At 42.9% G+C, this 25,701-nt stretch carries 22 protein-coding genes and 1 riboswitch; of the genes, 12 read left to right on the plus strand and 10 right to left on the minus strand.

Annotated features, from left to right (window positions below; genetic code table 11):
• Positions 1-140 precede the first annotated feature (140 nt).
• The 7 genes from AZE41_RS01090 to wrbA all read left to right on the plus strand — a co-directional run bounded on the left by AZE41_RS01090 (position 141) and on the right by wrbA (position 6,594).
• The gene (locus AZE41_RS01090) at positions 141-683 is read left to right on the plus strand and encodes a histidine phosphatase family protein (protein WP_067204571.1); all 543 of its coding nucleotides are present in this window, start codon (positions 141-143) and stop codon (positions 681-683) included.
• A gap of 376 nt (positions 684-1,059) precedes the next feature.
• Positions 1,060-1,165: riboswitch (TPP riboswitch) on the plus strand.
• A 79-nt stretch (positions 1,166-1,244) separates the two neighbouring features.
• On the plus strand, positions 1,245-2,075 hold the full coding sequence (gene thiD, locus AZE41_RS01095) for a bifunctional hydroxymethylpyrimidine kinase/phosphomethylpyrimidine kinase (protein ID WP_067204574.1): 831 nt from the start codon (positions 1,245-1,247) through the stop codon (positions 2,073-2,075).
• A complete protein-coding gene (gene thiE / locus AZE41_RS01100; protein WP_067204577.1) occupies positions 2,068-2,727 on the plus strand; it encodes a thiamine phosphate synthase in 660 nt (219 codons plus the stop codon). The genes thiD and thiE overlap by 8 nt, the downstream gene beginning before the upstream one ends.
• Before the next feature lie 55 nt (positions 2,728-2,782).
• A complete protein-coding gene (locus tag AZE41_RS01105) occupies positions 2,783-3,985 on the plus strand; it encodes a DUF3238 domain-containing protein (RefSeq protein ID WP_067204580.1) in 1,203 nt (400 codons plus the stop codon).
• A gap of 334 nt (positions 3,986-4,319) precedes the next feature.
• A complete protein-coding gene (locus tag AZE41_RS01110) occupies positions 4,320-5,258 on the plus strand; it encodes a ring-cleaving dioxygenase (protein ID WP_067204583.1) in 939 nt (312 codons plus the stop codon).
• An 18-nt stretch (positions 5,259-5,276) separates the two neighbouring features.
• Entirely contained in the window at positions 5,277-5,888 is a 612-nt protein-coding gene (locus tag AZE41_RS01115; RefSeq protein WP_067204585.1) for an alpha/beta hydrolase, read from the plus strand.
• A 22-nt stretch (positions 5,889-5,910) separates the two neighbouring features.
• Positions 5,911-6,594 (plus strand): NAD(P)H:quinone oxidoreductase, encoded by a 684-nt coding sequence (gene wrbA, locus AZE41_RS01120; RefSeq protein ID WP_082786455.1) that lies wholly within the window; start codon positions 5,911-5,913, stop codon positions 6,592-6,594.
• 50 nt (positions 6,595-6,644) lie between these two features.
• Here the strand turns inward: wrbA and AZE41_RS01125 are convergent, their stop codons facing one another.
• On the minus strand, positions 6,645-8,456 hold the full coding sequence (locus AZE41_RS01125; protein WP_067204590.1) for a helix-turn-helix domain-containing protein: 1,812 nt from the start codon (positions 8,454-8,456) through the stop codon (positions 6,645-6,647).
• A gap of 230 nt (positions 8,457-8,686) precedes the next feature.
• On the opposite strand from AZE41_RS01125, the gene AZE41_RS01130 reads away from it, so the two are divergent.
• From AZE41_RS01130 to ltrA, 4 genes are all read left to right on the plus strand, one after another.
• Positions 8,687-9,394 (plus strand): DUF5058 family protein, encoded by a 708-nt coding sequence (locus tag AZE41_RS01130; RefSeq protein WP_067204592.1) that lies wholly within the window; start codon positions 8,687-8,689, stop codon positions 9,392-9,394.
• A 22-nt stretch (positions 9,395-9,416) separates the two neighbouring features.
• On the plus strand, positions 9,417-10,148 hold the full coding sequence (locus tag AZE41_RS01135; RefSeq protein WP_231885754.1) for a small-conductance mechanosensitive channel: 732 nt from the start codon (positions 9,417-9,419) through the stop codon (positions 10,146-10,148).
• A gap of 18 nt (positions 10,149-10,166) precedes the next feature.
• Positions 10,167-11,384, plus strand: coding sequence for a M20 family metallopeptidase (locus AZE41_RS01140; RefSeq protein WP_067204594.1), 1,218 nt, complete (start codon positions 10,167-10,169; stop codon positions 11,382-11,384).
• Positions 11,385-13,135: 1,751 nt separating this feature from the next.
• On the plus strand, positions 13,136-14,398 hold the full coding sequence (ltrA, locus tag AZE41_RS01145; protein WP_067204597.1) for a group II intron reverse transcriptase/maturase: 1,263 nt from the start codon (positions 13,136-13,138) through the stop codon (positions 14,396-14,398).
• Between the two features lie 79 nt (positions 14,399-14,477).
• On the opposite strand, the gene AZE41_RS01150 is transcribed toward ltrA, so the two are convergent.
• From AZE41_RS01150 to AZE41_RS01190, 9 genes are all read right to left on the minus strand, one after another.
• Positions 14,478-15,020, minus strand: coding sequence for a hypothetical protein (locus AZE41_RS01150; RefSeq protein ID WP_067204600.1), 543 nt, complete (start codon positions 15,018-15,020; stop codon positions 14,478-14,480).
• 203 nt (positions 15,021-15,223) lie between these two features.
• Positions 15,224-16,399, minus strand: coding sequence for a M20 metallopeptidase family protein (locus AZE41_RS01155; protein WP_067204601.1), 1,176 nt, complete (start codon positions 16,397-16,399; stop codon positions 15,224-15,226).
• Positions 16,396-17,631: a Zn-dependent hydrolase gene (locus tag AZE41_RS01160; protein ID WP_067204604.1), complete on the minus strand. Its 1,236-nt coding sequence runs from the start codon at positions 17,629-17,631 to the stop codon at positions 16,396-16,398. Before AZE41_RS01160 ends, AZE41_RS01155 begins: the two co-directional genes overlap by 4 nt.
• A gap of 40 nt (positions 17,632-17,671) precedes the next feature.
• Complete coding sequence (locus AZE41_RS01165; protein WP_067204607.1) at positions 17,672-18,859, minus strand: hypothetical protein; 1,188 nt, start codon at positions 18,857-18,859, stop codon at positions 17,672-17,674.
• Positions 18,860-19,173: 314 nt separating this feature from the next.
• Positions 19,174-20,064, minus strand: coding sequence for a peptidylprolyl isomerase (locus AZE41_RS01170; RefSeq protein ID WP_067204610.1), 891 nt, complete (start codon positions 20,062-20,064; stop codon positions 19,174-19,176).
• A gap of 111 nt (positions 20,065-20,175) precedes the next feature.
• Positions 20,176-21,006 (minus strand): hypothetical protein, encoded by an 831-nt coding sequence (locus AZE41_RS01175; protein ID WP_067204613.1) that lies wholly within the window; start codon positions 21,004-21,006, stop codon positions 20,176-20,178.
• Between the two features lie 128 nt (positions 21,007-21,134).
• Complete coding sequence (locus AZE41_RS01180; RefSeq protein ID WP_067204615.1) at positions 21,135-22,550, minus strand: sensor histidine kinase; 1,416 nt, start codon at positions 22,548-22,550, stop codon at positions 21,135-21,137.
• Complete coding sequence (locus AZE41_RS01185) at positions 22,547-23,248, minus strand: response regulator transcription factor (protein ID WP_067204618.1); 702 nt, start codon at positions 23,246-23,248, stop codon at positions 22,547-22,549. The genes AZE41_RS01180 and AZE41_RS01185 overlap by 4 nt, the downstream gene beginning before the upstream one ends.
• A 114-nt stretch (positions 23,249-23,362) precedes the next feature.
• The gene (locus tag AZE41_RS01190; RefSeq protein WP_067204621.1) at positions 23,363-24,529 is read right to left on the minus strand and encodes a S1C family serine protease; all 1,167 of its coding nucleotides are present in this window, start codon (positions 24,527-24,529) and stop codon (positions 23,363-23,365) included.
• A 143-nt stretch (positions 24,530-24,672) separates the two neighbouring features.
• Between AZE41_RS01190 and AZE41_RS01195 the strand changes: the two genes are divergently transcribed.
• On the plus strand, positions 24,673-25,659 hold the full coding sequence (locus AZE41_RS01195) for a LacI family DNA-binding transcriptional regulator (RefSeq protein WP_067204624.1): 987 nt from the start codon (positions 24,673-24,675) through the stop codon (positions 25,657-25,659).
• Positions 25,660-25,701 lie beyond the last annotated feature (42 nt).

Genomic DNA, 25,701 nt, shown 5'->3' on the forward strand with positions numbered 1-25,701 from the left:
TGGAAGTGGCGTTTGCAATACCATTCTGAAGCTTGGTATTTTTAAGGTGTCAGAAAACTACAATGTTTTCTTTGAAGAATAAAAGGGGAATAGAGTAATAGGGATAACTACAATTATTTTACGAAAAGGGTGGAGCGGGTATGGAAAAAATAATATACATCGTGCGTCATTGCTCCGCAGAAGGACAGGCACCACACGCGGAATTGACTGCTGAAGGGATTCTGCAGGCGGGTCAGCTTGTAGCGTTTTTCGAAGATATCGAAGTGGATCGGATTATTACGAGTCCGTTTTCTCGTGCACGTCAGACGGGCTGGCCTATAGCTGAGCGGAAGAAGTTGCATGTAGAGGTGGATAGTCGGCTTATGGAGCGCGTGCTAAGTTCAATGGATTTCGAGGATTGGTTGATAAAGCTGGAAGATACGTTTTTTGACCTTCATCTAAAATATGAGGGTGGGGAATCTTCGAGTGAAGCGATATCGAGGGTCTGTGATGTTGTGGATGAGCTGGGTGACGGTTCGCGGACAGTGCTTGTGACACACGGGAATTTAATGGCGCTATTATTAAGTTGTTATGATGAACGATTCGATTTTGGGCAGTGGCAGGCACTGACGAATCCAGACGTGTATGTTATACGGATTAAGGATGGGGACTCAGAAGTGGAAAGAATTTGGGGTTCTGAATAAAAAAACAGGCCGCTGTGATGTCGGTCTATCTAGGTTTTAGTGAATGTTAACCCATTGTAAGATTAGTAATAATGACCACTGCAATAATAACGAGTGCCCCGAAAAGACTGATCCACATGGATTTGTCGGGATTATTCGGTCTGCTGTCTGCTTTATGCATAAACTGCGCCTTCTTTCTGTTTATGTCATTAACTATACTCTTATCGACGATAGAATGGAATAAACTGTTACCACGTGAAACGAGTTTATTATATATATTGAACCTATTTGATGGAGTTTTTTATTTCCATTACTCTATGCTTCTATTGAAAATGGACCAAACATTCCCACAATCTCACACTAGATATGTTACACTTGCTACAAAGCTGAATAGTTTAACAACCACTAGGGGAGCCTTTTTTAGGCTGAGACGTGCATGAATGCGCGGACCCTTGGAACCTGATCCGGATTATACCGGCGTAGGAAAGTGGGTACGCCTTTTACGAATAGTTAAATGGCTAGCCGCTTTCTTACGCCACCGGGAAGCGGCTTTTTAGTATAAATAAAAGGGTGGCGAATCGAATGGTACGTGTGGCATTGACAATTGCGGGGTCGGATAGTGGTGGTGGTGCGGGTATTCAGGCAGACTTGAAGACGTTCCAAGAATTGGGTGTTTTCGGTACGTCGGCACTGACAGCGGTGACAGCGCAAAATACATTTGGAGTGACGGCGATACAGCCGGTTGACACCGCTATTATTAAAGCGCAAATACAGGCAGTTATTGAAGATTTTGATGTTAAAGCGATTAAGACAGGGATGCTCTTTTCGACAGAAATTATCTATGCAGTGGGAGAGGCGTTTCATTGGAGCGGAATTCCACTTGTCATTGATCCGGTAATGATTGCGAAAGGGGGTGCTTCATTGCTAGAAAGACAGGCGGTTGAAGCGTTGAAGACTGTACTTGTACCTCTTGCAGCTATTGTTACACCTAATATTCCAGAAGCAGAAGTGCTTGCAGGAATGGAAATAAAGACGAATGAAGACATAGAACGAGCGGCGAAACATATAATAGCGTTGGGCGCGGGGGCGGTTCTTATTAAAGGGGGCCACCGGAAAGAAGCGCCTTATGCGGAAGATCTGTTCATGGGGGCTGACGGGGAACGGTTCTCGGTTCGCGCACCATGGATTGATACGAAAGATACGCATGGAACAGGGTGTACGTATTCGGCGGCACTGACAGCGTTTTTGGCAAATGGGGAAACGGCAGCGAATGCAGTTGTTTCTGCAAAATGTTTTATCCACGCAGCAATTGAAGATGGACTTAAAATTGGTGGCGGCCATGGTCCGACGAATCACTGGGCATATGGACGCCGCGGTAACAAGACAATGGAAGGGGTTGTAGTTTATGGATAAGCAAACAGTTAACTTATATTTCATCATGGGTACAGTGAATTTGGCGGGACGCGACCCGTTACATGTCTTAGAAGAGGCGCTAAAGGGTGGTATAACGAGCTTTCAATTACGTGAAAAAGGGCCTGGTGCATTAACGGGTGAAGAATTGAAGGCTTTTGCACAAGCGTGTCAGCAATTATGTGAACAATATAGTGTACCTTTCATTGTCAATGATGATATAGGTCTTGCGATTGAAATTGGTGCAGACGGTATTCATATCGGGCAGGAAGACGGATATATTTCAGCAGTGCGTGACAAGGTTGGTCCAGACATGCTAATAGGTGTTTCTACGCATAATGTAACAGAAGCGATTGCGGCAGCTGATGCAGGGGCTGATTATATCGGTCTAGGTCCAGTTTATGAGACACAGACGAAAATGGATACGCAACCGGTTATTGGTATCGAGACAATTAGGGAAGTGGCGTCGTTGTTACCTGGCTTACCAATTGTTGCGATTGGCGGAATTTCAGAACGCAGAGCCGGTGCTATCATTAAAGCGGGTGCGTCAGGGGTAGCGGTTATTTCTGCAATTTCTGGTGAAGAAGATCCTGGAGAAGCAGCAAGTCGTTTAAAAGGAGCGGTCCTTCTTTCATTAACAGGTATTGAAATGTAATGTTTAACTGCTCGCGAAATATACCACACTTCCAAGTAAGGGGTGTGGTGTGCGGATGAAAAAGAAACTGTTTGAAATACAAACCGTTTTGCATAAGGCAGATCTAATCTATTTCACATGGAATGATGTCGGCGGAACCTACAAAGTCTATAGAGACGGGCATCATTTGTATGAAGGAACGGTCTCTGAATTTAGTGACGGTGATTTCAAGCATGCGAAACTATATAATTACGTAATCGAACGTGTTGAGGATGGTATTGTGATTGACGTTATTGCATTGCAAACGTCAGCATTTGCTGAACAGAAAAACAAAGAAAGTCCGCTTCAGTCACTTGTCATGACAACGATTGTCGCAAAGACACAAATTGCATTGTCTTGGGAGGAAATTAAAGATGTCGCTGAATATGATGTCTACCGAAATGGGACGCATATGACAACGGCGGTCGGTAATTCTTACATCGACAGGGATTTTTCGTTGGATGAAATCTATACGTATACGATTAAATCTAAGCGTTCACTTGCGAAGTCGGAAGAACGATTCAACGTCTTTCAGTCGATTGTCTCCACTGTTTTTGGGCTGTTGAATCCGGTTTCGTCGAAGGCAGAAGCGGCGATTGAACAGTTTTCGGTGACAAAATCCATTGCCAAGCCGAGGGAGTTGCTGACGCCTGTTCAAGACAGAGTTCGTCTCCCGAATGTAGATAGGTGGGGATTCCGCTACATGACGTTTTTGCAGGGTGACTGGGTGTTGAATCCGAATCTTTTATCGCGAAATCGTTATTTTAAAGGGGATGACAGGGGATTCGATTCAAATGGAGCCAGTTATCGGACCCGAGTGGACGTCGAACTGGCATATGACCTTGAACGTTCTCCGTTGACGTTTACAAGGGATGTTGGGCCATCGATTGTCTATGATGCTTTTAAGCGCTTTAGGAAACAAGCAACCGCTTCACACGATGGGATTACGTTGAAACGGACAAATCACGGGGAAGACGAAGCGGGATTTCATCTTCTGCATGCTGTCGGCAATCCCCTTACAACGGCCCCTGACATTAACTATGAAGTGCGAGCAGTTATGAGGCGGGACGGAACGTTTGATATGACGGGTTACCACGATCAGGCGCCCCATCATGAGATTTACCTGATGCGCGGTGAAGAGAATGAATGGAAACCAATTCACCAAGCGGAAAGTAAGGGGCTCGCGTGGATGTCCGAGGTAATTGCTTGGCAGTACTGGCGAATCTCTAATTTTGAATAGTAAACAATGAACTCCTTCCGTTGTCATAAATGGAAGGAGTTCATTGTTTATTCGGAAAGGAAAAATATGAGTTGCGTAGATAGCGAATTATGCATCCCTACTATTCGATAGGATGAACCTTGGTAATAATGAATGTACTGTGACAAGAGGTTATCTTGGATAGCCTCTTTATTTATTTTTTAGCGTCTATCATTTAACAAGACAGGCGGTGACTCGTTTCTTACATCTGATTTATTCACTTCAAGCCAACTCGTTGACAAAGAAAACTCTGCTTGATATGATTACCTTGAATTCAAGATAAATAACTTTCTACTAATTCGAGGAGAGAATTGATATGACGAAAAAATCAATGGGCATTCATCACATAACTGCAATCGTCGGACATCCGCAAGAAAACGTCGACTTTTACGCGGGTGTTCTTGGGTTGCGTCTTGTCAAGAAAACCGTCAACTTCGATGATCCGGGGACGTATCATCTTTACTTTGGTAATGGAAACGGTACACCGGGTACGATCATTACGTTTTTCACATGGGCTAATGCTCGCCAAGGAACAATTGGGGATGGTCAAGTCGGTGTTACGTCGTACGTAGTACCGGTCGGGGCAATGACTTTCTGGGAAAACCGTCTTGAGAAATTTAAGATTGCGTTTAGCAGATCAAACCGCTTTGGTGAAACGTATGTATCATTTGATGATCCACACGGTTTGAGAATTGAGATTGTCGAGCGAGAAGATGGGGTAAAGAATGAATGGATGGTTGGTGAAATAACAGCGGATGTCGCTATAAAAGGGTTTGGCGGCGCAACGCTATTATCTACACAACCTGAAAAAACGGCTCATCTTCTTGAACAAGTTATGGGGCTTGAAAAAATCGGTGAAGAAGGCGAATACATCCGGTTTCGCTCAACAGCGGACATTGGCAATGTCGTCGATTTGAAAACAACATCATCAGGTCGTGCACAAATGGGTGTCGGCACAGTACACCATATCGCTTGGCGCGCTGAAGATGATGCGGATCAACTGGACTGGAAATCACTTGTTGAAGAGAATGGTTATGGCGTGACTCCGGTGAAAGACAGAAACTATTTCAATGCGATTTACTTCCGAGAACACGGAAATATTTTGTTTGAAATTGCAACGGATGCACCAGGCTTTGCACATGACGAGTCCGTGGAGACGATGGGAGAAAATCTTATGCTTCCAACGCAATATGAGCACAGTCGCGAACAGCTGGAATCTTCTTTGATCCCTTTTGAAGTGCGCGAAATTGATTGATACGAGGAGAGATATACTATGAAACATATTTATAAACCAGGAAAAGATGCTTCAAAACCGGTGTTACTTTTGCTTCACGGCACAGGAGGCACAGAACAGGATTTACTGGGACTTGCCGACTTAATTGACCCCGATGCTGGGGTACTAAGTGTTCGAGGAAATGTCCTTGAAAACGGCATGCCGCGTTTCTTCCGTAGATTGGCGGAAGGGGTATTCGATGAGGAGGATTTAATCTTCCGTACGAAGGAATTGAATGCGTTTCTGGATGAAGCTGCAAAAGAAAATAGTTTTGACAGGTTGAATGTCGTTGCGGTTGGTTATTCTAATGGAGCGAACATCGCAGCAAGCCTGCTGTTCCATTATGCAGAGGCTTTGAAAGGCGCAATTCTTCATCACCCGATGGTACCGAGGCGTGGAATCGACTTGCCAGATTTAGCCGGCATTCCGGTGTTCATCACCGCAGGAAAAAATGATCCGATTTGCCCTGCGAAGGAGTCAGAAGATCTCAAGGAATTATTGGCAGGCGCGGGCGCAGTGACGGAAGTTCACTGGGAAATGAATGGTCATTCGCTAACGCGTACGGAAGTGGACGCAGCGGCAGAGTGGTACAAAACAACATTTGTGAAATGAAAAGAGAAGCGGAGATAAAAAAATGAGTTTTTTAGACAGGTTATTCGGCAAAAACACTACAACAAGTAAAGAGGAGACGGTAAACATGACAAAAACAAAAACAGCAATCGTATATTACAGTTCAGGCGGTACGAACTACCAATTGGCACAGTGGGCTGCAGAGGCGGCTGAAGCAGCAGGTTCTGAAGTACGACTGATGAAAGTGGCTGAAACAGCTCCACAAGCTGCAATCGATTCATCTCCGGGCTGGAAAGCGCATGCTGAAGCAACGAAAGATGTACCTGTTGCAACAGGAGAAGATCTTGAGTGGGCGGACGCGATTATCTTTAGTGTACCGACACGTTTCGGTAATGTACCTGGGCAAATCCAGAGTTTCATCGATACATTAGGTGGTCTTTGGTTCCAAGGCAAGCTCGCTAATAAAGCAGTAAGCGCAATGTCTTCAGCACAAAACCCACATGGCGGTCAGGAAGCAACAATTCTTTCCTTATATACAACAATGTACCACTGGGGAGCAATTGTTGCGGCACCAGGTTTCACCGACGCAGTTACATTTGCAGCTGGTGGTAACCCGTACGGTACAAGCGTAACTGTCGGACAAGATGGAAAAATAGCGGATGACGAAGCGGCAATTAAAGCGGCAGTTGCTCATCAGGCGGGACGTACAGTAAAAGTTGGAACAGCATTGAAAAGTATGAACGCATAACACGTAATACGAAGAAAGCCGACCTTATGATAGGTCGGCTTTTTCAATTTTTATACATAAGTAGAACGTAGATGACAGGCTAGGTGTATTTTCAAAGAGTCTTCATTGTCGTTTAAGTCGAGTTGCAGTACGTGTTCAATTTTTCGAATGCGCTGGTATAGTGTGTTGATGTGAATATGTAGTTTTTCAGCTGTTTTTGTAGCGGAACGGTTTGATTCAAAATAGGTCAGCAAGGTTTCTTCCAACTCGGACTTTTTTTCATGAGGGTAGGATAGGGGAAGAAAGACCTCATCGATAAATTGTTGGATTTCCCTGGGCGACTGATTTAAAAAGAGCTTGTTTAACCCAATGTTTTCGTAACGAATGATATCTAGCCGATTACGTGAGGTTAGGTATGTCAGTGTTTTGTTCGCTTCTTCGTAAATCTTTTTAATGGCGTGTAATCCTTTATAAGTCGAGCTAATGCCAGCGCGGAAAGAATGTTGATCCTTCGCATCCCACTCTTCTTTGACGACGTTGAACTTTTGTTGGAAGATCTTAAAGTGGCTGGATTCTGTTATAGAGGCGAAGAAGATGACTCGATTTTGTAACCCATAAATCATTGTTTCAGTCTTGGGTAGTTCGTTTTTTAATTTCAGTACTAGATGGTGAATCTTGATTTCCAGTAGCTGCAAATCTGTGTAATTCGGTATTTCAAAAATCGCCATAAACCAATATGTGGAGGCGTTTAGACCGAACTCCTTTGCTAGTGTTTCAAGATGATCATCGTTTTTTGCGTTTAACAGCGCAAGGAACTGTTCGTGCGTCTTTTTATAAAAGTATTCAGTGACGGTTTGATTTTTGATTAATTCCAAAGCTAATATGGAACTCCCTTGTTCGAGTGCAATTCGGTCTGACTCGGAAATTTCTTCGGTCACGTGAATCAGGAAACACCCAAGAAAAACAGGGCCATTATAAACAGGGTAGATATAATAGGTTTTTTCGGAAGGGTGATTCGCTTTGAGGTGGATAGGTTTCCTTCTTGTTAAAAAGATTTTTTTCAGTTCAAATTGATCGAAATTAGGTATTTCATTAGGGTCATGTAAATAGAATTTGTCTTCAATGACGTTGAAAAAGGTAACGGGTGAATTGAGCATTAGGTTGAATTCATGGACGATTGCCTCGAGACCTTTATTCTCCAACGAAATAGTGGTCAATGTTTCATGCACTTTATGCCTTTTTTGAAGTTGAATATTTCGTTCTTCCAGCTGCGCACTTAACTGCGTAATTTTTTCGATTCGATTATTCGCTTCTGTAAAGTACTGAGCATTTTGAATGGCGATAGCGGCTTGTTCAGCAAACGCCTGCAGTAGGAGAAGATCATGTTCATCTAACACTTTTTTTCGATGCCATTGATGAGTAATCATGATGCCAATCCTTTTGTCTTCAATGGAAATGGGTACGCAAATAAGTGCTTCTGGGATGTTTGCGGATGAAATAATATGATGGAAGTTCGATTTTGAAACATGGTGATAATCCATTGCCTTGAGTATTTCTTCTTTGGAATTGAATATCAGTCCTAGCCCATCCTCGAATACAGTCCCTGTAATAGATTCTCCTGGTTTCACTTTGAAATTGTAAATGTTGTCATTAAACCCAAGTGGTGCTTTTACTAGTAGCCGCTCTGTCCCCACGTCGTAAAGCATTAAATACCCTGCATCTGTAGCTGGAATCACTTTGAGTGCATTCCGCATGATTTCCCCCAAAACTTCGTCAAGGTCCAAACTGGAAGTGATTGAACGAATGCTGTCGACTAAAACTGTCAGTTCGACATCCCTTAACTTCCCTTGTAATAAAGGATTAGTTGTCTTATCTGTTTTCATCTCTTTTCTCCTTTCAGTGGTGTAGAAATATCTATATAATTCACTAAAACAGTGTATGAATGAACATTGTTATCACACTAATTCCAGTGTATAGTAATGAACATAAATTGAAAAGAGTAAAAATTCTAACAATGTGAGCGCTTTATTATTTACCCTATGAATTAGTTGTAATAAGAAAATAGTAACCGTATAAAATTGCCGGTGACAAAACGTAATGAGGAGGAAAGAAGATGGAACAAGTTTTGAAAGTAGCAAACAGCTTCCCAATATGGATTATTGCGGCTCTCGTCATTGGTATTGTTATATTTCAAGCAGTTGTCTTCATCAGGCTTGCTTCAAAAACAGCTCCCTCTGTTGGACTGACAACTTTGGAGGTGAGGTCGGTCGTGCGGACGGGGGCAATCAGTTCGTTAGGGCCTTCTTTTGCAATTATTATCGTCGCGATTTCCTTAATTACTTTCCTTGGAAATCCGGTTACACTCATGCGAATCGGTATCGTCGGCTCGGCACCAATCGAAACGGTCGGCGCGAGTCTAGGAGCACAGGCGGCCGGCTCGGAACTGGGTTCGTCGACATTTACTGAACAAGCATTCACGACTGCAGTTTGGGTCATGTGTCTTGGTGGAATGGGCTGGTTATTGGTTACTGCGTTATTCACGAAATCACTAGGTAAGTTTCAAGAGAAAATTTCGAGAAAAAATAGCAATGTTAGACTGTTGAGTATTGTTTCGACTGCAGCAATGATAGGGGCTTTTGGTTATTTTGGTGCAGGGCAAATGATAAGAGGGATCAATGAGACGGTGGTATTTATAGCTGCATTTCTTGTCATGCCGGTTATCATATGGGCTTCTAATAAGTTTAAAATGAATTGGTTAAGAGAATGGTCTCTCGGATTAGTGATTGTTGTGGGGTTATCAATAGGACTGTTACTAACTTAACGAGGAAGGCAGGAGAAACGGTATGACGATTATGAATGAAGGGGAAACTGAAGTGATGATGCAAGAGGATTTACGGACGGACGAGACAGATGCAACACTCGACTTTGCAACGTTTCATGCTAAATCACATTTTTGGGGACGCTTGACGATTTGGAGTGTTATCGTACTGACGTTGGCTTTGCCTCTCTATCTATCGTTTGGTCTTGATTTTCATCCGGGATGGTCACCAATACTGTCCGGGTTCCTTGCTTATGCATCGATTATTGCGGTAGTGTGGTTTATTGAGCCAATTAGTTATTATCCGATTTTGGGTGTTTCGGGCACTTATCTTGCTTTTTTAACTGGCAATATAGGTAATATGTGTCTGCCAAGTGCATCAATTGCTCAAAGTGTAGTCGGTGCAGAACCTGGGACGAAAAAAGGGGAAGTAACAGCAACACTCGCTATAGCAGCCGCTTCCATCGTCAATACAGTCATTCTTGTGTTCGCGATTCTTTTCGGTTCATATCTGATTGCATTGTTGCCGGCAACATTGACAGCTAGCTTCCAGTTTGTCCTGCCAGCCATTTTTGGTGGGGTTATTGCTCAATTTGCCATTAAGAAACCGCTATGGGGCATCGTTGGATTGGCTTTTGGACTACTGGTTAACTTGGGCCCAGTGCCGGCTTCAATGAAAACGTTTCTTTGTATACTAGGAACAGTCGTTGCTTGTATACTTCTTGAGAAGTATACAAGCAAAAAGGCAGCAGAATAATAAAGGGGGCTACTAGTTATGAGTCAACGAGTAGAAGAAGTAATTGAGACGAAAAAGGAATTAATGCAACTGCTAGAAAGTCGTAAAGACGAAATGATAGCAATTCGACGCTTTTTACATGAGAATCCGGAACTGTCTTTTAAAGAAGAAAAAACTGCACAATATATCGCTGACTTTTATAAAGGAAAAGATGTAGAAGTGCAGACGAATGTTGGCAATGGATATGGAATCATCGTAACAATTAAAGGGGATAAGCCCGGTAAGACAATCGGACTCCGTGCTGACTTTGATGCGTTGCCGATTCATGAAGCGACAGATGTTCCGTTCAAATCGAAAAATGACGGCGTGATGCATGCATGTGGACATGACGGGCATACCGCGTACATGTTAATTCTTGCGGATTGTCTCATTCAGATGAAATCATCGATTGCGGGTACAATTAAAATTATTCACCAACATGCGGAGGAAACGCCGCCGGGTGGAGCAAAGAGTATTGTTGAATCAGGTGTGCTAGATGATTTGGATCTGGTTTTTGGGACGCATTTATTCCCTTCGCATTCAACAGGTACGATTGGTTATCGCAGCGGCTTTGCAATGGCGGGGAGAACGTATTTTAAATTGGTGATTCAAGGAAGTGGCGGTCATGGATCATCCCCGCATCAGTCGAACGATCCGATTATTGCAGGTGCTCATTTTGTAACGGCAATCCAGACCATTGTCAGTAGGCGTTTAAATCCGTTTGAAATGGGTGTTGTTACAATCGGTTCATTTGACGGAAAAGGTTCGTTTAATGTTATCAAAGATAGCATAGAGCTTGAAGGTGATGTCCGGTATATGAATGAGGATACCCAGCAGTTAATTTCCCGGGAAATTCATCGTATTGTTAGCGGCATTGAACTGGAGTTTGACGTCACGTGCGAGTTGACGTATACGGCTGATTATCCGCCGCTTTATAATGACCCAGCGGTGACTGCAGAAGTTGTCTCCATTTTGAAAAAATCAGATGATCCCGATATCAAAGAAGTAGTGGAATTCCCCGTCTTTTCGGGGTCAGAAGACTTTGCGTATTACTTGGAAAAAGTTCCAGGCGTTTTCTTTAATATTGGTTGCAAACCTAAAGGCGTAGAAAGGGCGTTCATGAATCATCACCCAAAATTTGATATTGATGAAGATGCCCTTCTGGTTTCAGCAAAATCTGTTGCTGAAGTAGTTTGTAGTTATTACGATATTGGTTAATGAGACGAAAGCCGGCCTATTGAATAGGTCGGCTTTTTTGTTTGGAAACTAGTTGATCTTTGGTGAAAGAATGGGCGATCATAACCCGGGTGCGTCCGAGCGTATATATTGTGACCCGATCATAACCTCGGTGCGTCCGAGCGTATATGTTGTTAACCGAGCATAACCCGTGAGCGTCCGATCATATATGTTGTGACCCGATCATAACCCGGGTGCGTCCGATCATATATGATGTGACCCGATCATAACCTGGGAGTGTCCGATCGTATATGATGTGACCCGATCATAACCTGGGAGCGTCCGATCGTATATGATGTGACCCGATCATAACCCGCGGAGCGCCCGATCATATATGTTGTGACCCGAGCATAACCCTGGTGTATCTGATTGTATATGTTGTGACTCGAGCATAACCTGGGAGCGTCCGATTGTATATGATGTTAACCGAGCATAACCCGCGAGCATCCGATCATATATGTTGTGACCCGAGCATAACCCGGTGCGTCCGATCATATATGTTGTTAACTGAGCATAACCCGCGAGCGCCCGATCATACATGTTGTAACCCTATCGTAACCTGGGAGCGTCCGATCATATATGTTGTGACCCGAGCATAACCCCGGAGCGTCCGATCATATATGATGTTAACCGAGCATAACCTGGGAGCGTCCGATCATATATGATGTGACCCGAGCGTAACCTCGGTGCATCCGATCATATATGTTGTGACCCGAGCATACCCCGGTGCATCCGATCATATATGTTGTGACCCGAGCATAACCCGGTGCGTCCGATCATATATGTTGTTAACTGAGCATAACCCGCGAGCGCCCGATATACATGTTGTAACCCTATCGTAACCTGGGAGCGTCCGATCATACATGTTGTAACCCTATCGTAACCTGGGAGCGTCCGATCATATATGTTGTGACCCGAGCATAACCCCGGAGCGTCCGATCATATATGATGTTAACCGAGCATAACCCGTGAGCGTCCGATCATATAACAAGTGACCCGAGCATAACCCCCGCGCGCCCGATCATATAACAAGTGACCCGATCATATCCTCCGCACATCCGATCATATGCCTTATAAAAACCGAAGTACGTCTAGGTATCTGTCAGTACTATTAAACGATTAGAACAGAAATAAGTAACTTCATCTCAAAAGCCGATCTTTCGAAAAGATCGGCTTTTGTAAGTGCGCCCAGCATGGGCGTAGTCTATAGGGTGCAAGTCCCGAACTGTGAAGGCAGAAGTAACAGTTAGCTTAACGCAAGGGTGTCCATGGCGACGTGGAATCTGAAGGGAGCGAGCGGCAAACCTCCGGTCTGAGGAACACGAACTTCATATAAGGCTGTGTATGATTGGGTGAGTTTGCTTAACAAAACAAAGCCCTTTCTGCCGAAGGTCATATGCAGTAAATGAAGCAGATAGGTGGAGGGAAAGACTACGTTCTTACCTGGGGAGGTCTGATTGAAACGCCGAGTACACTTGGTAACCTACTCAGTGATGGGTAGCTGAACAATCAGAAGTCAGCAGAAGCCATAGTACCATTCGAACTCGAGCAGAATGGGAAGGGCTGAACAATTAAGAGAGAACAACATCTTGGCATTCAGTAACCTGCGAAGAACACAGATAACCGATAAGGCATGCTTGAAGGAGGAAGTGGTGAATCCCATGGGGGACTTCGAGATGGTGGAGCAGAGCTGGCATAAGAAGAAGCGTTGTTCACGGAAAGAGGCGTAACCAATGTTGATGGAACGAATACTGTCGCGTGAAAATCTGCTTTCTGCCCTGAAACGGGTAGAACGCAATAAAGGGAGCCATGGTGTAGATGAAATGCCCGTACAAAACCTACGAAAGCACATCTTGGAACACTGGGAATCCATGAAAATGGAACTTCTTGAGGGTACTTATAAGCCGCAACCTGTCCGCAGGGTCGAAATCCCGAAACCTGACGGTGGCGTGCGGTTATTAGGTATCCCTACCGTGACGGATCGTCTCATTCAGCAAGCCATTGCCCAAGTATTAACTACTTTGTATGATCCAACGTTTTCAGAACATAGCTATGGATTTCGACCAAAGCGAAGCGCCCGCGGCGCAATAAGGAAAGCGAAAGGATATATGCAGGAAGGTAATCGGTGGGTAATCGATATAGACTTGGAGAAATTCTTTGACAAAGTGAACCATGACAGGTTAATGGGAACACTTTCGAAACGAATCGAAGACAAACGTCTGCTTAAGCTAATCCGTAACTATTTGAAATCAGGAATTATGATAAATGGTATCGTGACAACCAGTGAGGAAGGTACGCCGCAAGGTGGCCCACTCAGTCCATTACTTTCCAATATTGTTCTTGATGAACTAGACAAAGAATTGGAGGAAAGAGGACATAAATTTGTTCGATACGCTGACGACTGCAACATCTATGTGAAAACAAAGAAAGCAGGAAATCGAGTCATGGGTTCTGTCACTTCGTTTATTGAAGGAAGGCTTAAGTTGAAAGTTAACCTGAATAAATCTGCGGTAGACCGCCCTTGGAAGAGGAAGTTTCTTGGATTCAGCTTTACTTTACATAAAGAACCAAAGGTTCGGATTGCCAAAGAAAGTATGAAACGGATGAAGAATAAAATCCGAGAGATAACCTCTAGGAAGAAACCCTATCCGATGGATTATCGAATCAAGAAACTAAATCAATACCTTATGGGGTGGTGCGGTTATTTTGCATTGGCGGATACGCCAAGCGTTTTCAGAGCTTTCGATTCATGGATTAGAAGAAGACTTCGAATGTGTATGTGGAAAAACTGGAAGAAACCAAGTACAAAGGTGAGGAAGCTCATTGGATTAGGTGCGCCGAAAGATAAGGCATACGAATGGGGTAACTCGCGTAAAAGTTACTGGAGAATTTCTAAAAGTCCTGTATTACATAGAACCCTCGGAAACTCCTATTGGAGTTCCCAAGGGCTCAAAAGTCTACTATCACGTTACGAAATTTTGCGTCATCAATCTTAATTGAACCGCCGTATACCGAACGGTATGTACGGTGGTGTGAGAGGTCGGGAGTTAATCACTCCCTCCTACTCGATTTAGCTTATTTAACTTTCTCCGGACGCGGCCAGATGAAGTACGAAATAGAAATGACAAAGTCAATCCCGAGCACGAGTGCCCATACTTTCAAAGTAGAGGATAGTGCTTCTGTCCTTGTTGGATCCCCAATGAAATAAATCATTGCGACAAGGAAAGAACCGCCGATAATATAAGCGAGCAGATGCTGCAATGTGCCCTTCATCGAGTGTCGAGCGTATTCAAATCCGGCTTTACGCACCGGTTTTGTGCCCGTTTTTTGAATGTAGTAACGAAACCGTTCATCAGCCCAGCGGATTATGCTTTTGCCGAACGCGATAGAAGACCCGAGATAGATTGCCGCGATGGCGTGCACTTGTGTTGCGGTTGCCCCGTTGTATAGGTCAGTTGCTGTGACGATGAGTAATAGTAAATCGATAACTGGTGTCAAAGCAAGGAAGAAAAAACCGAGCTTTTCGCGTTTGAAAATATAGCGGGTGATAAGTCCGAGAGCAATGACGACCCAGAAACCAATTTCGCACGCAACGATTGTCCAAGCAATGAAATTCATAGGAACACCTCTTTTCAATCGAGTTGTAGTGAGTAGATTTATCATAGCACACCGATTATATGACTAACTGCAACAAGATTATCACCGCCGCGGAGTATATTGTCACCGACACAACTGTGTTTATCACCGGCATCGAGCGTGTTATCACCGACAAGCACAAAAAAACGGAAAAGCCAAATCGGCTTTTCCGTTCCTTCAATTAATCACTTATTCAAATAAGCCCATGCATACTGCGCATATAGTTCTGCTCCAGTAACGAGCGCATCTTCATCGATATCGAAGTTTCCATGGTGATGTGACCACTCCGTATCTTTTTCAGGATTACCACTACCAACAAGTGCAAAACTGCCGGGCGCTTTGTCGAGGAAGAACGAGAAATCTTCGGCGCCCATCGTCGGTTTTTCATCATAGACAACGTCTGGACCGAATGCTTCAGCTGCAACTTGTTGAACAAGGTTCGCACTCTCTTCGTCGTTGATAACTGGTTCTGTTCCACGAATATACTCAACTTCCGCAGTTGCGCCGAACATGTCAGCGACGCTTTTGGCGTATTGTGAAATGCTTGTTTCGATTTGATCGCGGACGTCTTGATTGAACGTACGAACGGTTCCTTCAATCAGAGCATTCTCAGCGATAATGTTGAAACGCGTGCCGACCTCCATTTTACCTACAGTCAGGACCGCTGCTTGTTGCGGGTCAATCGTCCGTGAAACGACAGTCTGGACATTCATGACGAACGAAGAAGCAACGAGTGCTGCATCGATACAGTCTTGAGGCATGGCACCATGTCCGCCTTTACCTGTGAAGTGGACTTTGAAAATGTCAGCTGCAGCGAATGAGGGGCCTGGTGTACAAGAAACTTTATGCGTCGGCATTTGCGACCAAATGTGGATGCCGAAAACATTGTCGACGCCGTCCATGGCACCTTGATCGACCATCGCTTTTGCGCCTTGCGCAATTTCTTCTGCGGGTTGGAAGAGCAGGCGTACGTTACCCGGCAGTTCATCTTTCACATCGGATAATGCTTTTGCAGCGATTAGCAACATCGATGTGTGTGCATCATGGCCGCATGCATGCATTTTCCCTTCAATCTTGGAGGCATAAGGTACATGCGTGTTTAATTGTTCAACAGAGAGTGCATCCATATCGCCGCGCAGTGCGACTGTTTTGCCGCCCGCCGCGCCTTTAATTTCAGCAATAACGCCTGTAGGTTCTGTCTTGCGGTAGGGAATACCGAGTTCGTCTAAATAGGCACAAACGAACGCAGTTGTTTTTACTTCTTCGAACGACAGCTCTGGTTCGCTATGTAATTTGCGTCGCAGTGCCGTCAGTTCGTCGCTATAGTTTGTGATAGCATCTTTTATTTTTTGATTAATCATGCTGTTTTAGCCTCCGTTAATCGCTTTATCGCTTCATAGATAATAGTCGTGCCGTCTGCAAGATGACCTGGATCCGACCATTCTTCCGGACAATGACTTAGCCCGTCTTTGCTTGGGATGAACACCATTCCGCAAGCCGTATAATCTGAGAATACCATTGCATCGTGGCCCGCACCGCTATTAATTGAACAATAAGGAATTTCAAGATGGTCGCTCGCTTCTTTTAATAAAGAGCGGATGCTGCTATCGAGTTCTTTCGGTTCAATGTAGAGTTGCTGTTCAATTGACGTGCGAATACCATTGCCATCTTGTTGTACAATCAATTCTTCCACTTTGCGAACTGCATTCAATACATGCTCTTCTTTACCTGAACGAATGTCTACGCTGAAGACAACTTTATCTGGGATAACATTTGCGCCATTCGGAAAGACATTCAATCGACCCGTTGTAATGACCGTTCCTTGACCTTCACCGCTTGCAATGCCTGGGAGGGCGGCAATGATGTGTGCCGCGGAAACGAGTGCATCGGAGCGTCGATCCATTGGTGTTGTACCGGCATGTCCAGCTTGGCCTTGTACAGTCACTTCTAATTGAGTCAGTCCAACAATTGCTTCAACGACACCAATTTGAATGTTTGTCTCCTCGAGAATAGGGCCTTGTTCGATGTGCAACTCTAGAAAGGCTTTAATCGTTTTCGGATCTCGTTTTTTCGCCTTCGCTGGGTTGACCGAGATATCTGCCATCGCATCTACTGCTAAAACGCCATCTTTATCAGCAAGTGTTTTGAAATCTTCTTCTGTCAATAAACCCATCATCCCACGTGAGCCCATTAGGCCACCGCCAAAACGGGAACCTTCTTCTTCAACGAGCGCGATAATTTCAAGCGGGTAGGCTGGCTTAAGATGGTTCTCTTTGAACAGTGCAGCAACTTCTAAACCAACAACTACGCCTGCAGCACCGTCATACGCGCCACCATTTGGAACAGAGTCAAAGTGAGAGCCGACGATAACGGAAGGTGCGTCAGGTAAAGCTCCTTCAAGCTTGCCGAAGATATTGCCGAACCCGTCTTCCGTCACTGTTAGATCGTACTCCACCATTTTTTCTTTAATATAATTCCGAGCCTGTAAATCTTCTTGGCTATATGTAAGCCGCGTTACACCCGCACCTGGTGTAGCTGTAAATCGGCTCAACAATTCGATATGTTGTTCAATCCGTTGTTGATTGGCTGTCATATCTAGTCCTCCTCGTTTGATTAGTTTCTAAATTAGCTCATTACAAGAATCCGACGAAGAGGCCCGCAAGGATAACCGAAACCATCGTGACACTTATAAATCCGCCGACGAGCATTGGCGGTAACATATGACTTGTCAGTGCTTCTCTTTCTTTTTCATCTTCTGTTAATGAATTGATGACTTCGTTGGTAATAATATAGTCCGCTGGGAAGCCGTATAACGCAGTTAACGAAACAGCAAATGCCATTTCTTTACTGACTTTCAGTACTTTCCCCATGAACAACGAGAAGATGTACATACCGACGACGCCCAATACGATACAGCCGACGAGTGGATACAAAATTTCCATCATCATGGAAGGTGTCGCTTTTTTCAAACCGTCAAAGATGAACAGCATAAGTGCCATCATTGCTAATCCAAACCCATTTGCTTTTTGCAGTACGTGACGTTCCAAAAAGCCGATACTTGTTGCAATAATACCAAACAATAAGCAAAGCACATAAGGACTAATTACCACGATAGGTGCCAGCAATGTAGAAACGAGATACGCAAGGAATCCGACGAGTGCGAGTCGGAAAAACTTAAAGTAGTCTGTATTGAATTTATCCGGCATCTTCTTAAATAGCTTAAGTTCATGTCGTTCTGAAACTGAAGCTTGAGTACCGGTCTTTTGTTCCTTCAGTTCGCCTTTACGATACTTTTCAAGAAGCATTTTACCTTCTTTTTTAAGAACAATTGACGTAAGAGGATAACCCGCGAAGCCTTGCATCACGTAAATGACAATCGCGAATACAGCCAATGTTGCGAGTCCGGCGTTGGCAGCGCCTTCCGACATGATCAACGCAGATACAACGCCGCCGACGAGAGGTGGAATTGCAACGATGATTGTTTCAATACCAAATAGCATTGTACCGATTCCGAATAGGGCAACGACAATCCCTAAAATTCCAGCAAGCGAAATTAAAATGGTTTTCCATTGTTCTTTCAGTTGTTGAAGTGATAGCAATGTACCCATATTGGTAATGAGTAAATAAATCATCATTGATGCGACAGTAGGCGGTACGCCGGCAAGCGAAACAATATCTTGCGGGAAAAACGTCCAATAACCTAGCAGGAAGAGGACAGCGCAGACGAAAACGGATGGAATCCACGCTTTCGTCCGGACAGAGACGACATCTCCGATATATAAAATAGCGACCAAGATAACTAAAGCTAGCATTTGAGACATAGTATTCTCCCCTTTCAGACAATATAGAATTTTAATTAGAATAGCATAAAATTCTGTCGAATAATAGCGAAATTTATACATTGCATATAATATATCGCAAAGGAAGTGAGTGAAAGCGCTTTCTAGTGAGTTGTAGTAAATCGACTATTTTTGTAGGTGAAATTCATCTGAAATGAATCAAATTGTTATGGATGTATAGCATATTGAAGGGTTTTATTATTCGTTCAACTATGTAAGCAGAACGAATAATAAAACCCTTCAACGCAGTATCTATCATTCTGCATTGAAGGGAGTCCGTTTTTTCGATATTTAACTTATTCTGTGAGTAACGAATTCTTGATTTTATAGTCTGATTTTACTTCATCTAACCAATTAACGTACTCTGCTTGTACACCTTCTTCTAGTAATAGCCCTTTTATTTCTTCTTTATGATCATCAAATGTTGCAGCTTTTGCTGCTTTCTTATCGGTTACATGAATAATATGATAACCGTGTTCTGTTTTTATAGGGTCGCTAATTGCATCAACTTTCATGGAGAATGCTGCTTCTTCAAATTCGGCTACCATTTTTCCACGTGGGAAAAAGCCTAATTCTCCGCCACTTTCTGCACTCATTGTATCTGTTGAGAATTCTTTTGCAAGTGCTGCGAAATCCTCACCATCTGCAAGTTTCTTCGCAACTTTTTTCGCTGTGGCTTCATCCTCCACTAAAATATGGCTGGCTGCGATTTGTTCTTCCTCGTTAAAGGACTCTTTGTTTTCTTCGAAGTACGCTTTGATGTCCTCGTCAGTTATTTCAATACGTGGCTCAATTATTTTTCGGATAGATAAATAGTCAATAATATTCTCTTTGAATTCTTTCTCAGTCATTGTATTCTGCTTAAGTGCTGCGTCAAACGCTTCTTGTCCACCTGCATTTTCGATATATATCGCAAGTTCTGCATCTACTTCTTTATCTGAAATAGAGATTTTTTCTTTTTTCAACTCAAGTGCAACGACTTTATCGTCAATCATTGCAGTAAGTGCTTCTTTTCCAGCAGATTGAACGAGAACTTCATATAATTCATCTTTCGTAATTTTTTCATCACCGACAGTTGCAACAGTTTCATCTGCCGCCTTTGAATCTTTTGAGCAGCCTGTTGTGACAGTTAGAATAATTGCGAGTAGACTGACTGCTAACAATGGGAATAACCTTTTTTTACGCATTTTTAATTCCTCCAATGTTTGATATAACTTCATTCTACAGGAGAAATATGAACAAACTATTACGGAGAATAAAAAAACGAAAAAACAGATTCGTTTTTTCGTTTAGTCTATTTATTCTTGGGTATTACTTTTTTCGGGTACTTGTGATTTCCCCTCATTGTCGTCTTTGTCATGTTCACGTCCACCTTCAAAATGTTCTCCTTTACCACCACGTGGTCTATCGAAGAAAAAGTCTTTTTCTACCTTAGAAGGGAAGATGTCCAATTCTTCAACTTTGTCGGCGTAATTTGTACGGATTTCATTCATTAGTTCACGTGCGGATTTGTTCGCTGTATCGATGCCAAGTTTTTCAGCAGCATTGAAAATTTCTTTGTCGCGTACTTCTTTCATTAAGTCATGATGATCTTTGTCATCTGTTTCAATACCCAGTTCTTTTGCTTTTTTTAAAACTTTAGCCTGCCCAACTTCTTTTGCAAGTGCTTTGAATTCTTTGCCAACAGTGGAGATACCAAACTCTTTTGCTTCTTTCGTAATTTGTGCTTCGCGAATTTCTTTTGCTAACATTTCATCGTCCTTGCCAGTTGCATTAATGCCTAACTCTGTAGCTGCTAGTTGAAGTTTCGCATTCCAAATTTCTTTCTGAAGGGCTTTTATTTCTTTACCTTCAGTATCAATGCCAAGTTCTTTCGCGTGTTTTAGGGTCATGGCTTTTTGTACTTCTTCGAAAATTACTTTCGTGTCCTTGCCGTCAGTTTTAATACCAAGTTCTTCTGCCTTCTCAGAAATAAACTTTTTAGCATCTCCTTGCTCCCCATGTTTATGTTCGAATGAAGGGGAGCTTTTCGTCGTCTCGCTGTCCTCTTTCGCATAGGCAGTTACCGACCCAATTACACCTAGAGTCAATACCGTTGCTAAAACATATTTCATTGCATTATTCTTCATTTATTTTCCTCCTTCATGGATCTGATTAATTTTAGTATGCCCGAAGAATATGAACGAATTATGACAGGGGTATGAACGAGATATTAAAAAAACTGCTATGCACAATGCATAGCAGCTAAAACAGATTTTTAGTTTTCATTTTGTACAGGGAACGACAGCGTAAATTTTGTACCTTTTCCTTTTTCGCTTGTTACATCGATTGCGCCGTTATGCATCATGACGAGACTTTTTACAATCGACAAGCCAAGTCCGAATTCGCCGTATGGATTCGTTGTTCTAGATACAATGGCTTTATAAAAACGACCCCAAATTTTCTCGACATCATCAGGGTCAATCCCAATACCTGTATCTTCGATTTCAATGATACAGTTTGTATTGCTCATATAACCGCGAAGATAGATCCTACCGTTGTCGGTGAATTGGATACTGTTTTTTGTGATATTGATCAATATCTGGGTGAGTCTGTCGTAATCTGCAAACACCAATATATTTGGGTCTACAGCCACAAAAATCTCGTTATTTCGTTCCGCCGCAACGCCATCGAGCTGGTCTTTGATGATTTCTAATAGTTCAACGAGCTGGATGTCCTGTTTAAAGAGTGTGACTTGGTTGGAGCGGATTTTTTCGTAATCCAAGTTTTCATTGACCAGACGGATAAGTCGCAACGTTTCATTAGTGGCGAGTTGCAATCCCTTTTCTTTTTCAGATTCAGGAATCATATTATTTTTTAGTCCTTCAATCATGCCTCTTATTGTTGTAAGGGGTGTTCGTAATTCATGTGACACATCGGCCATGAATTGGCGGCGCCTGTTTTCGAGATTTTCAATTTCCTCCATTGAGGTATCCAACTTTTCAACCATCTCGTTGAAATCACCCGCAAGTTCACCGATTTCGTCAAAATCCGAGGAGGGGATTCGTACTGAGTAATCACCTTGTGCGACGGCAGAAGTTGCATCTTGAAGCCGTTTAATACGCCTAACGTGAAAAGTCGATAAAATCCAGCTTAGAAGAAGCGAAATGGTCAGTGCGATGAATGTTGTAATAAGCAAATAAGTATTCATTTGCGAAATAACTTCACGTGAGCCCTTTATGGGTGACGTCAAAAGTATACCGCCGACAAATCGATTGTTTTGGACATAGGGAAGAAGAACAAATGTGACGGCTTCGTTGAATCGTTTGAAATCCTGCTTCACAGTTACAGGTTGACCATTTTTAATATCGTGCCATTCTTTTTCACTCAAACTAATGAGCGGCGTTTTTATGCCTGTCGAATAAATGATGGCCGAGTTTTCGTCGAATAAACTATATTGAATATCCCGACCATTTAGGACTTGCCCGTAAGATTTTAAGATCCTGTCAGAACTTCGCTGATCTTGTTGGATGTCTCGTAATATAGATTGCCCATATGTCTGAAGTTCTTCTGTTTTATTAGCATAGACAAATTGCTCGATATAGTGTGAAAATAGCAAGCTTAATAATAAAAATGCAATGACGATTACGCTAAAGTGACTGACAAGTTGCTGGTATAAGTATTTTACTTTCACTTTGAGTCACCTATGGTTTCGTCGAATCGGTAACCGACGCCCCAAACAGTATGGAAAAAAGGTTGTTCATCCGTCGAGACTTTTGTGCGAAGCCGTTTGATATGCACGTCCACAGTTCGGTCATCACCGTAAAAGTCATATCCCCAAACGTTATCCAGCAATTGTTCACGTGAGAAAACTTGTTTCGGATGCTGGACAAAATGGTATAGTAGATCGAATTCTTTTGGAGTCAGGTTTTGTATTCGTACTCCATCGAGCAATACGTCACGTGTGTTGAGGTTAATCTTAAAATGGGCGGTTTCGACGACGCCATCTTGCAGTGGTTTGTCTTTCAGCGTTGAATACCTGCGTGTTACCGCCTTAATGCGAGCCATTAGCGCCAGTGGACTGAAGGGTTTTGTGACATAATCATCTGCACCCATTTCAAGTCCGAGCACTTGGTCTGATTCACCATCTTTTGCGGTTAGCATAATAATGGGCGTAGCAATGTTTGCTAGCCGTAGTTTATGGCAAATCGAAATCCCATCCATGCCAGGCAACATCCAGTCGATAATGATGCAATCCCAGCCGCCTTGCTTCGCAATTTCGAACCCTTCCAAACCATTTTTTATGAATGAACCATGGATTTCTTCCTTCAAGAAGAATAGCTCAATCATGGAAGATACACTTTCATTGTCTTCAATTACTAAAATTCTCACTAAAACACGCCTCCTGTTGCACTGCCATTCCTTTCAAGGTAAATCGAAAACGAGAAATTAGCAACTGCAAACACCCCTCCCATGGAATGAAGGAGAGGTGTTTGGACGAATATATTAATTTGCCGTGGATACATTGCTCGTAAGTAAAACGTCAACCGTTTTCAACTCGGAACCGCGATAAATCGTAAATGTTGCTTTGTCACCGACAGCAAGATTCGTGTACAAGAACTTCCGTAGCTCTGTTGAGTTCTTCACTTCAGTACCATTAATCGCTGTTATTATATCTTCTACATCGAGGCCCGCTTTTCCTGCCGCAGATTCAGGATCAATATTTGCAATTACCACGCCAGCTTTAATTTCACTCGGAAGACCTTGCAAATAGGTCCGTGGCACCTGATCAAGATCCGCAAGTCCAATCCCGATATATGGGCGTTCAACTTGTCCATTTGTTGTCATTTCTTCAATTAATGGAATGACTTCGTTACTTGGAATCGCAAAGCCAAGTCCTTCGACACCACTTTCAGAAATTTTTAAGCTGTTAATGCCAATGACTTGTCCTGCTGCATTGAGGAGTGCGCCACCGCTGTTCCCGGGGTTAATGGCTGCGTCCGTTTGGATTACATTCATTTCCCATTCGCCCGCAGAAGTCTTCACGTTGATGGACCGATTGACTGCACTAACAATCCCTTGGGTTACTGTACCGGAGAAGTCGAGGCCAAGGGGATTACCGATGGCGATGACATCGTCTCCTGCACGAAGTTTATCGGAGTCGCCGAATTCTAGGGAAGTGTCTGCATACTTCGCATCGATAGTTAGGACAGCGAGGTCACTTAGTGCATCTTTTCCAACGAGCGTAGCCGTTGTTGTCTCTCCGCTTTCAAGTGAAACCTCAAGCTTTTCTGCGCCTTCGATGACGTGGTTATTCGTCACGATAAATGCTTTGTCACCATCTATTTTATAAATGACACCCGAACCGGAACCGCTCTTGGTACTTTCAGCTTGCTGTGAAAAAGGATTATTCCCTTTTTGGTAATTGACAATCCCGACAATTGCACCGGAAGACTGTTCTACCATATCGGAAAGTGACGGTATATCTTTAGTGCTTGTTTGCTGTACATTATAGGGAACCGTATCCGTAGTGACAGGTACCACTTCAGCGGAACCGCCTTGTAGTAGATCTGTATTGACGACGACCGCTAACGTTAACACCGAACCAATAACACCTGCTCCTAGTGTTGCTAAAAATCGTTTAACCGGTTTGTTTCTATTTTCTGTCTCCATGATAATTCCTCCCGTTTCATCTGATACTCTTTATTCTAGTTGGAAGATATGAACAAACTATTACCAAGAAGTTAACGATTGATGAAGTAGCTGTTTTGAGGGTATAGTTGAATCAATAATATGATTCCAAAGGTGTGAGTGAAGTGCAAAAGTTAATTACTGCGATGGATGTCGCAAAACATGCGGGCGTATCTCAATCGTCTGTGTCCAGAGTTTACTTTGAAGGTGCCACAGTGTCTGCGAAAACAAGGGAAAAGGTGCTAGCTGCCGCGAAAGAATTAGGCTATCGGCCAAATGAGTTGGCGAGGAGTTTAATTACGAATCGAACGAAAATCATTGGTATAGTGATGAAGGGTATTCAAAATCCTTTTTATCCTCAAGTTTTAAAGCAATTTACAACGACCTTTAAAAGTTTGGGCTATAGCATTATGTTTGTATACACGAATAATGACGAAATACAAAAAGAAGATATCGATATATTATTTAATTATAATGTTGCAGGTGTCATTATTACAGACGCGTCACTGTCTTTAAATGCTATAGAAGACTTTAAAAGATATAAAATTCCTTTGGTGCTTTTTAACAGAAAAATCGCGAGTAATGATTTTTACTCTGTGTGTTGTAATAATTTAGAGGCAAGTAAGGAAATTGCACAATTTCTTGTTGATAAAGGTAGTTCGGATATCATTTATATTGCAGGGAATCAAAATACATCGACAAGTAAAGAGCGGGAACAAGGCTTTACTGAAGCTCTTACGAAAAATAACATTGCCCTGAAAAGGATTGGATCGGATTATACATATGAGGGCGGATATAAAATTGCCCAGCAAGTGATAAATGAAAATGGAATTCCAGATTCATTTTTTGTGGCGAACGATATCATGGCGTTAGGTGTGTTGGATGCACTTCGTGAAAGTTCGATTGCTATTCCGGAAGCTACGAAAGTAATTGGGTTTGATAATATTGAAATGGCTTCGTGGCCGACGTATAGTCTAACGACTTGGGCACAACCGATTAATGAAATGGTAAATCAAACAGTTGTTTATTTAATGTCGGAAATAGAGGAGTACACAGGTTTTGCTGACAATATAGAGGTAAATGGGATTTTAATCGAGCGTAAAACGACATAAAAAAAGGTTGACTTCCTAGAGTATTTGAAATACTCTTTACCT

The sequence above is a fragment of the Sporosarcina psychrophila genome (assembly GCF_001590685.1).
Classification (GTDB): Bacteria; Bacillota; Bacilli; order Bacillales_A; family Planococcaceae; genus Sporosarcina; species Sporosarcina psychrophila.

Bases quoted from the DNA above. Each gene is read 5' to 3' on its own strand.
- wrbA (WP_082786455.1), top strand. From the start codon at position 5,911: ATGAGTTTTTTAGACAGGTTATTCGGCAAAAACACTACAACAAGTAAA.
- AZE41_RS01170 (WP_067204610.1), bottom strand. From the start codon at position 20,064: ATGCGTAAAAAAAGGTTATTCCCATTGTTAGCAGTCAGTCTACTCGCA.
- AZE41_RS01105 (WP_067204580.1), top strand. From the start codon at position 2,783: ATGAAAAAGAAACTGTTTGAAATACAAACCGTTTTGCATAAGGCAGAT.
- AZE41_RS01115 (WP_067204585.1), top strand. From the start codon at position 5,277: ATGAAACATATTTATAAACCAGGAAAAGATGCTTCAAAACCGGTGTTA.
- thiE (WP_067204577.1), top strand. From the start codon at position 2,068: ATGGATAAGCAAACAGTTAACTTATATTTCATCATGGGTACAGTGAAT.
- AZE41_RS01160 (WP_067204604.1), bottom strand. From the start codon at position 17,631: ATGACAGCCAATCAACAACGGATTGAACAACATATCGAATTGTTGAGC.
- AZE41_RS01130 (WP_067204592.1), top strand. From the start codon at position 8,687: ATGGAACAAGTTTTGAAAGTAGCAAACAGCTTCCCAATATGGATTATT.
- AZE41_RS01125 (WP_067204590.1), bottom strand. From the start codon at position 8,456: ATGAAAACAGATAAGACAACTAATCCTTTATTACAAGGGAAGTTAAGG.
- AZE41_RS01150 (WP_067204600.1), bottom strand. From the start codon at position 15,020: ATGAATTTCATTGCTTGGACAATCGTTGCGTGCGAAATTGGTTTCTGG.
- AZE41_RS01190 (WP_067204621.1), bottom strand. From the start codon at position 24,529: ATGGAGACAGAAAATAGAAACAAACCGGTTAAACGATTTTTAGCAACA.
- AZE41_RS01110 (WP_067204583.1), top strand. From the start codon at position 4,320: ATGACGAAAAAATCAATGGGCATTCATCACATAACTGCAATCGTCGGA.
- AZE41_RS01155 (WP_067204601.1), bottom strand. From the start codon at position 16,399: ATGATTAATCAAAAAATAAAAGATGCTATCACAAACTATAGCGACGAA.
- ltrA (WP_067204597.1), top strand. From the start codon at position 13,136: ATGTTGATGGAACGAATACTGTCGCGTGAAAATCTGCTTTCTGCCCTG.
- AZE41_RS01135 (WP_231885754.1), top strand. From the start codon at position 9,417: ATGACGATTATGAATGAAGGGGAAACTGAAGTGATGATGCAAGAGGAT.
- AZE41_RS01090 (WP_067204571.1), top strand. From the start codon at position 141: ATGGAAAAAATAATATACATCGTGCGTCATTGCTCCGCAGAAGGACAG.
- AZE41_RS01175 (WP_067204613.1), bottom strand. From the start codon at position 21,006: ATGAAGAATAATGCAATGAAATATGTTTTAGCAACGGTATTGACTCTA.
- AZE41_RS01140 (WP_067204594.1), top strand. From the start codon at position 10,167: ATGAGTCAACGAGTAGAAGAAGTAATTGAGACGAAAAAGGAATTAATG.
- thiD (WP_067204574.1), top strand. From the start codon at position 1,245: ATGGTACGTGTGGCATTGACAATTGCGGGGTCGGATAGTGGTGGTGGT.
- AZE41_RS01165 (WP_067204607.1), bottom strand. From the start codon at position 18,859: ATGTCTCAAATGCTAGCTTTAGTTATCTTGGTCGCTATTTTATATATC.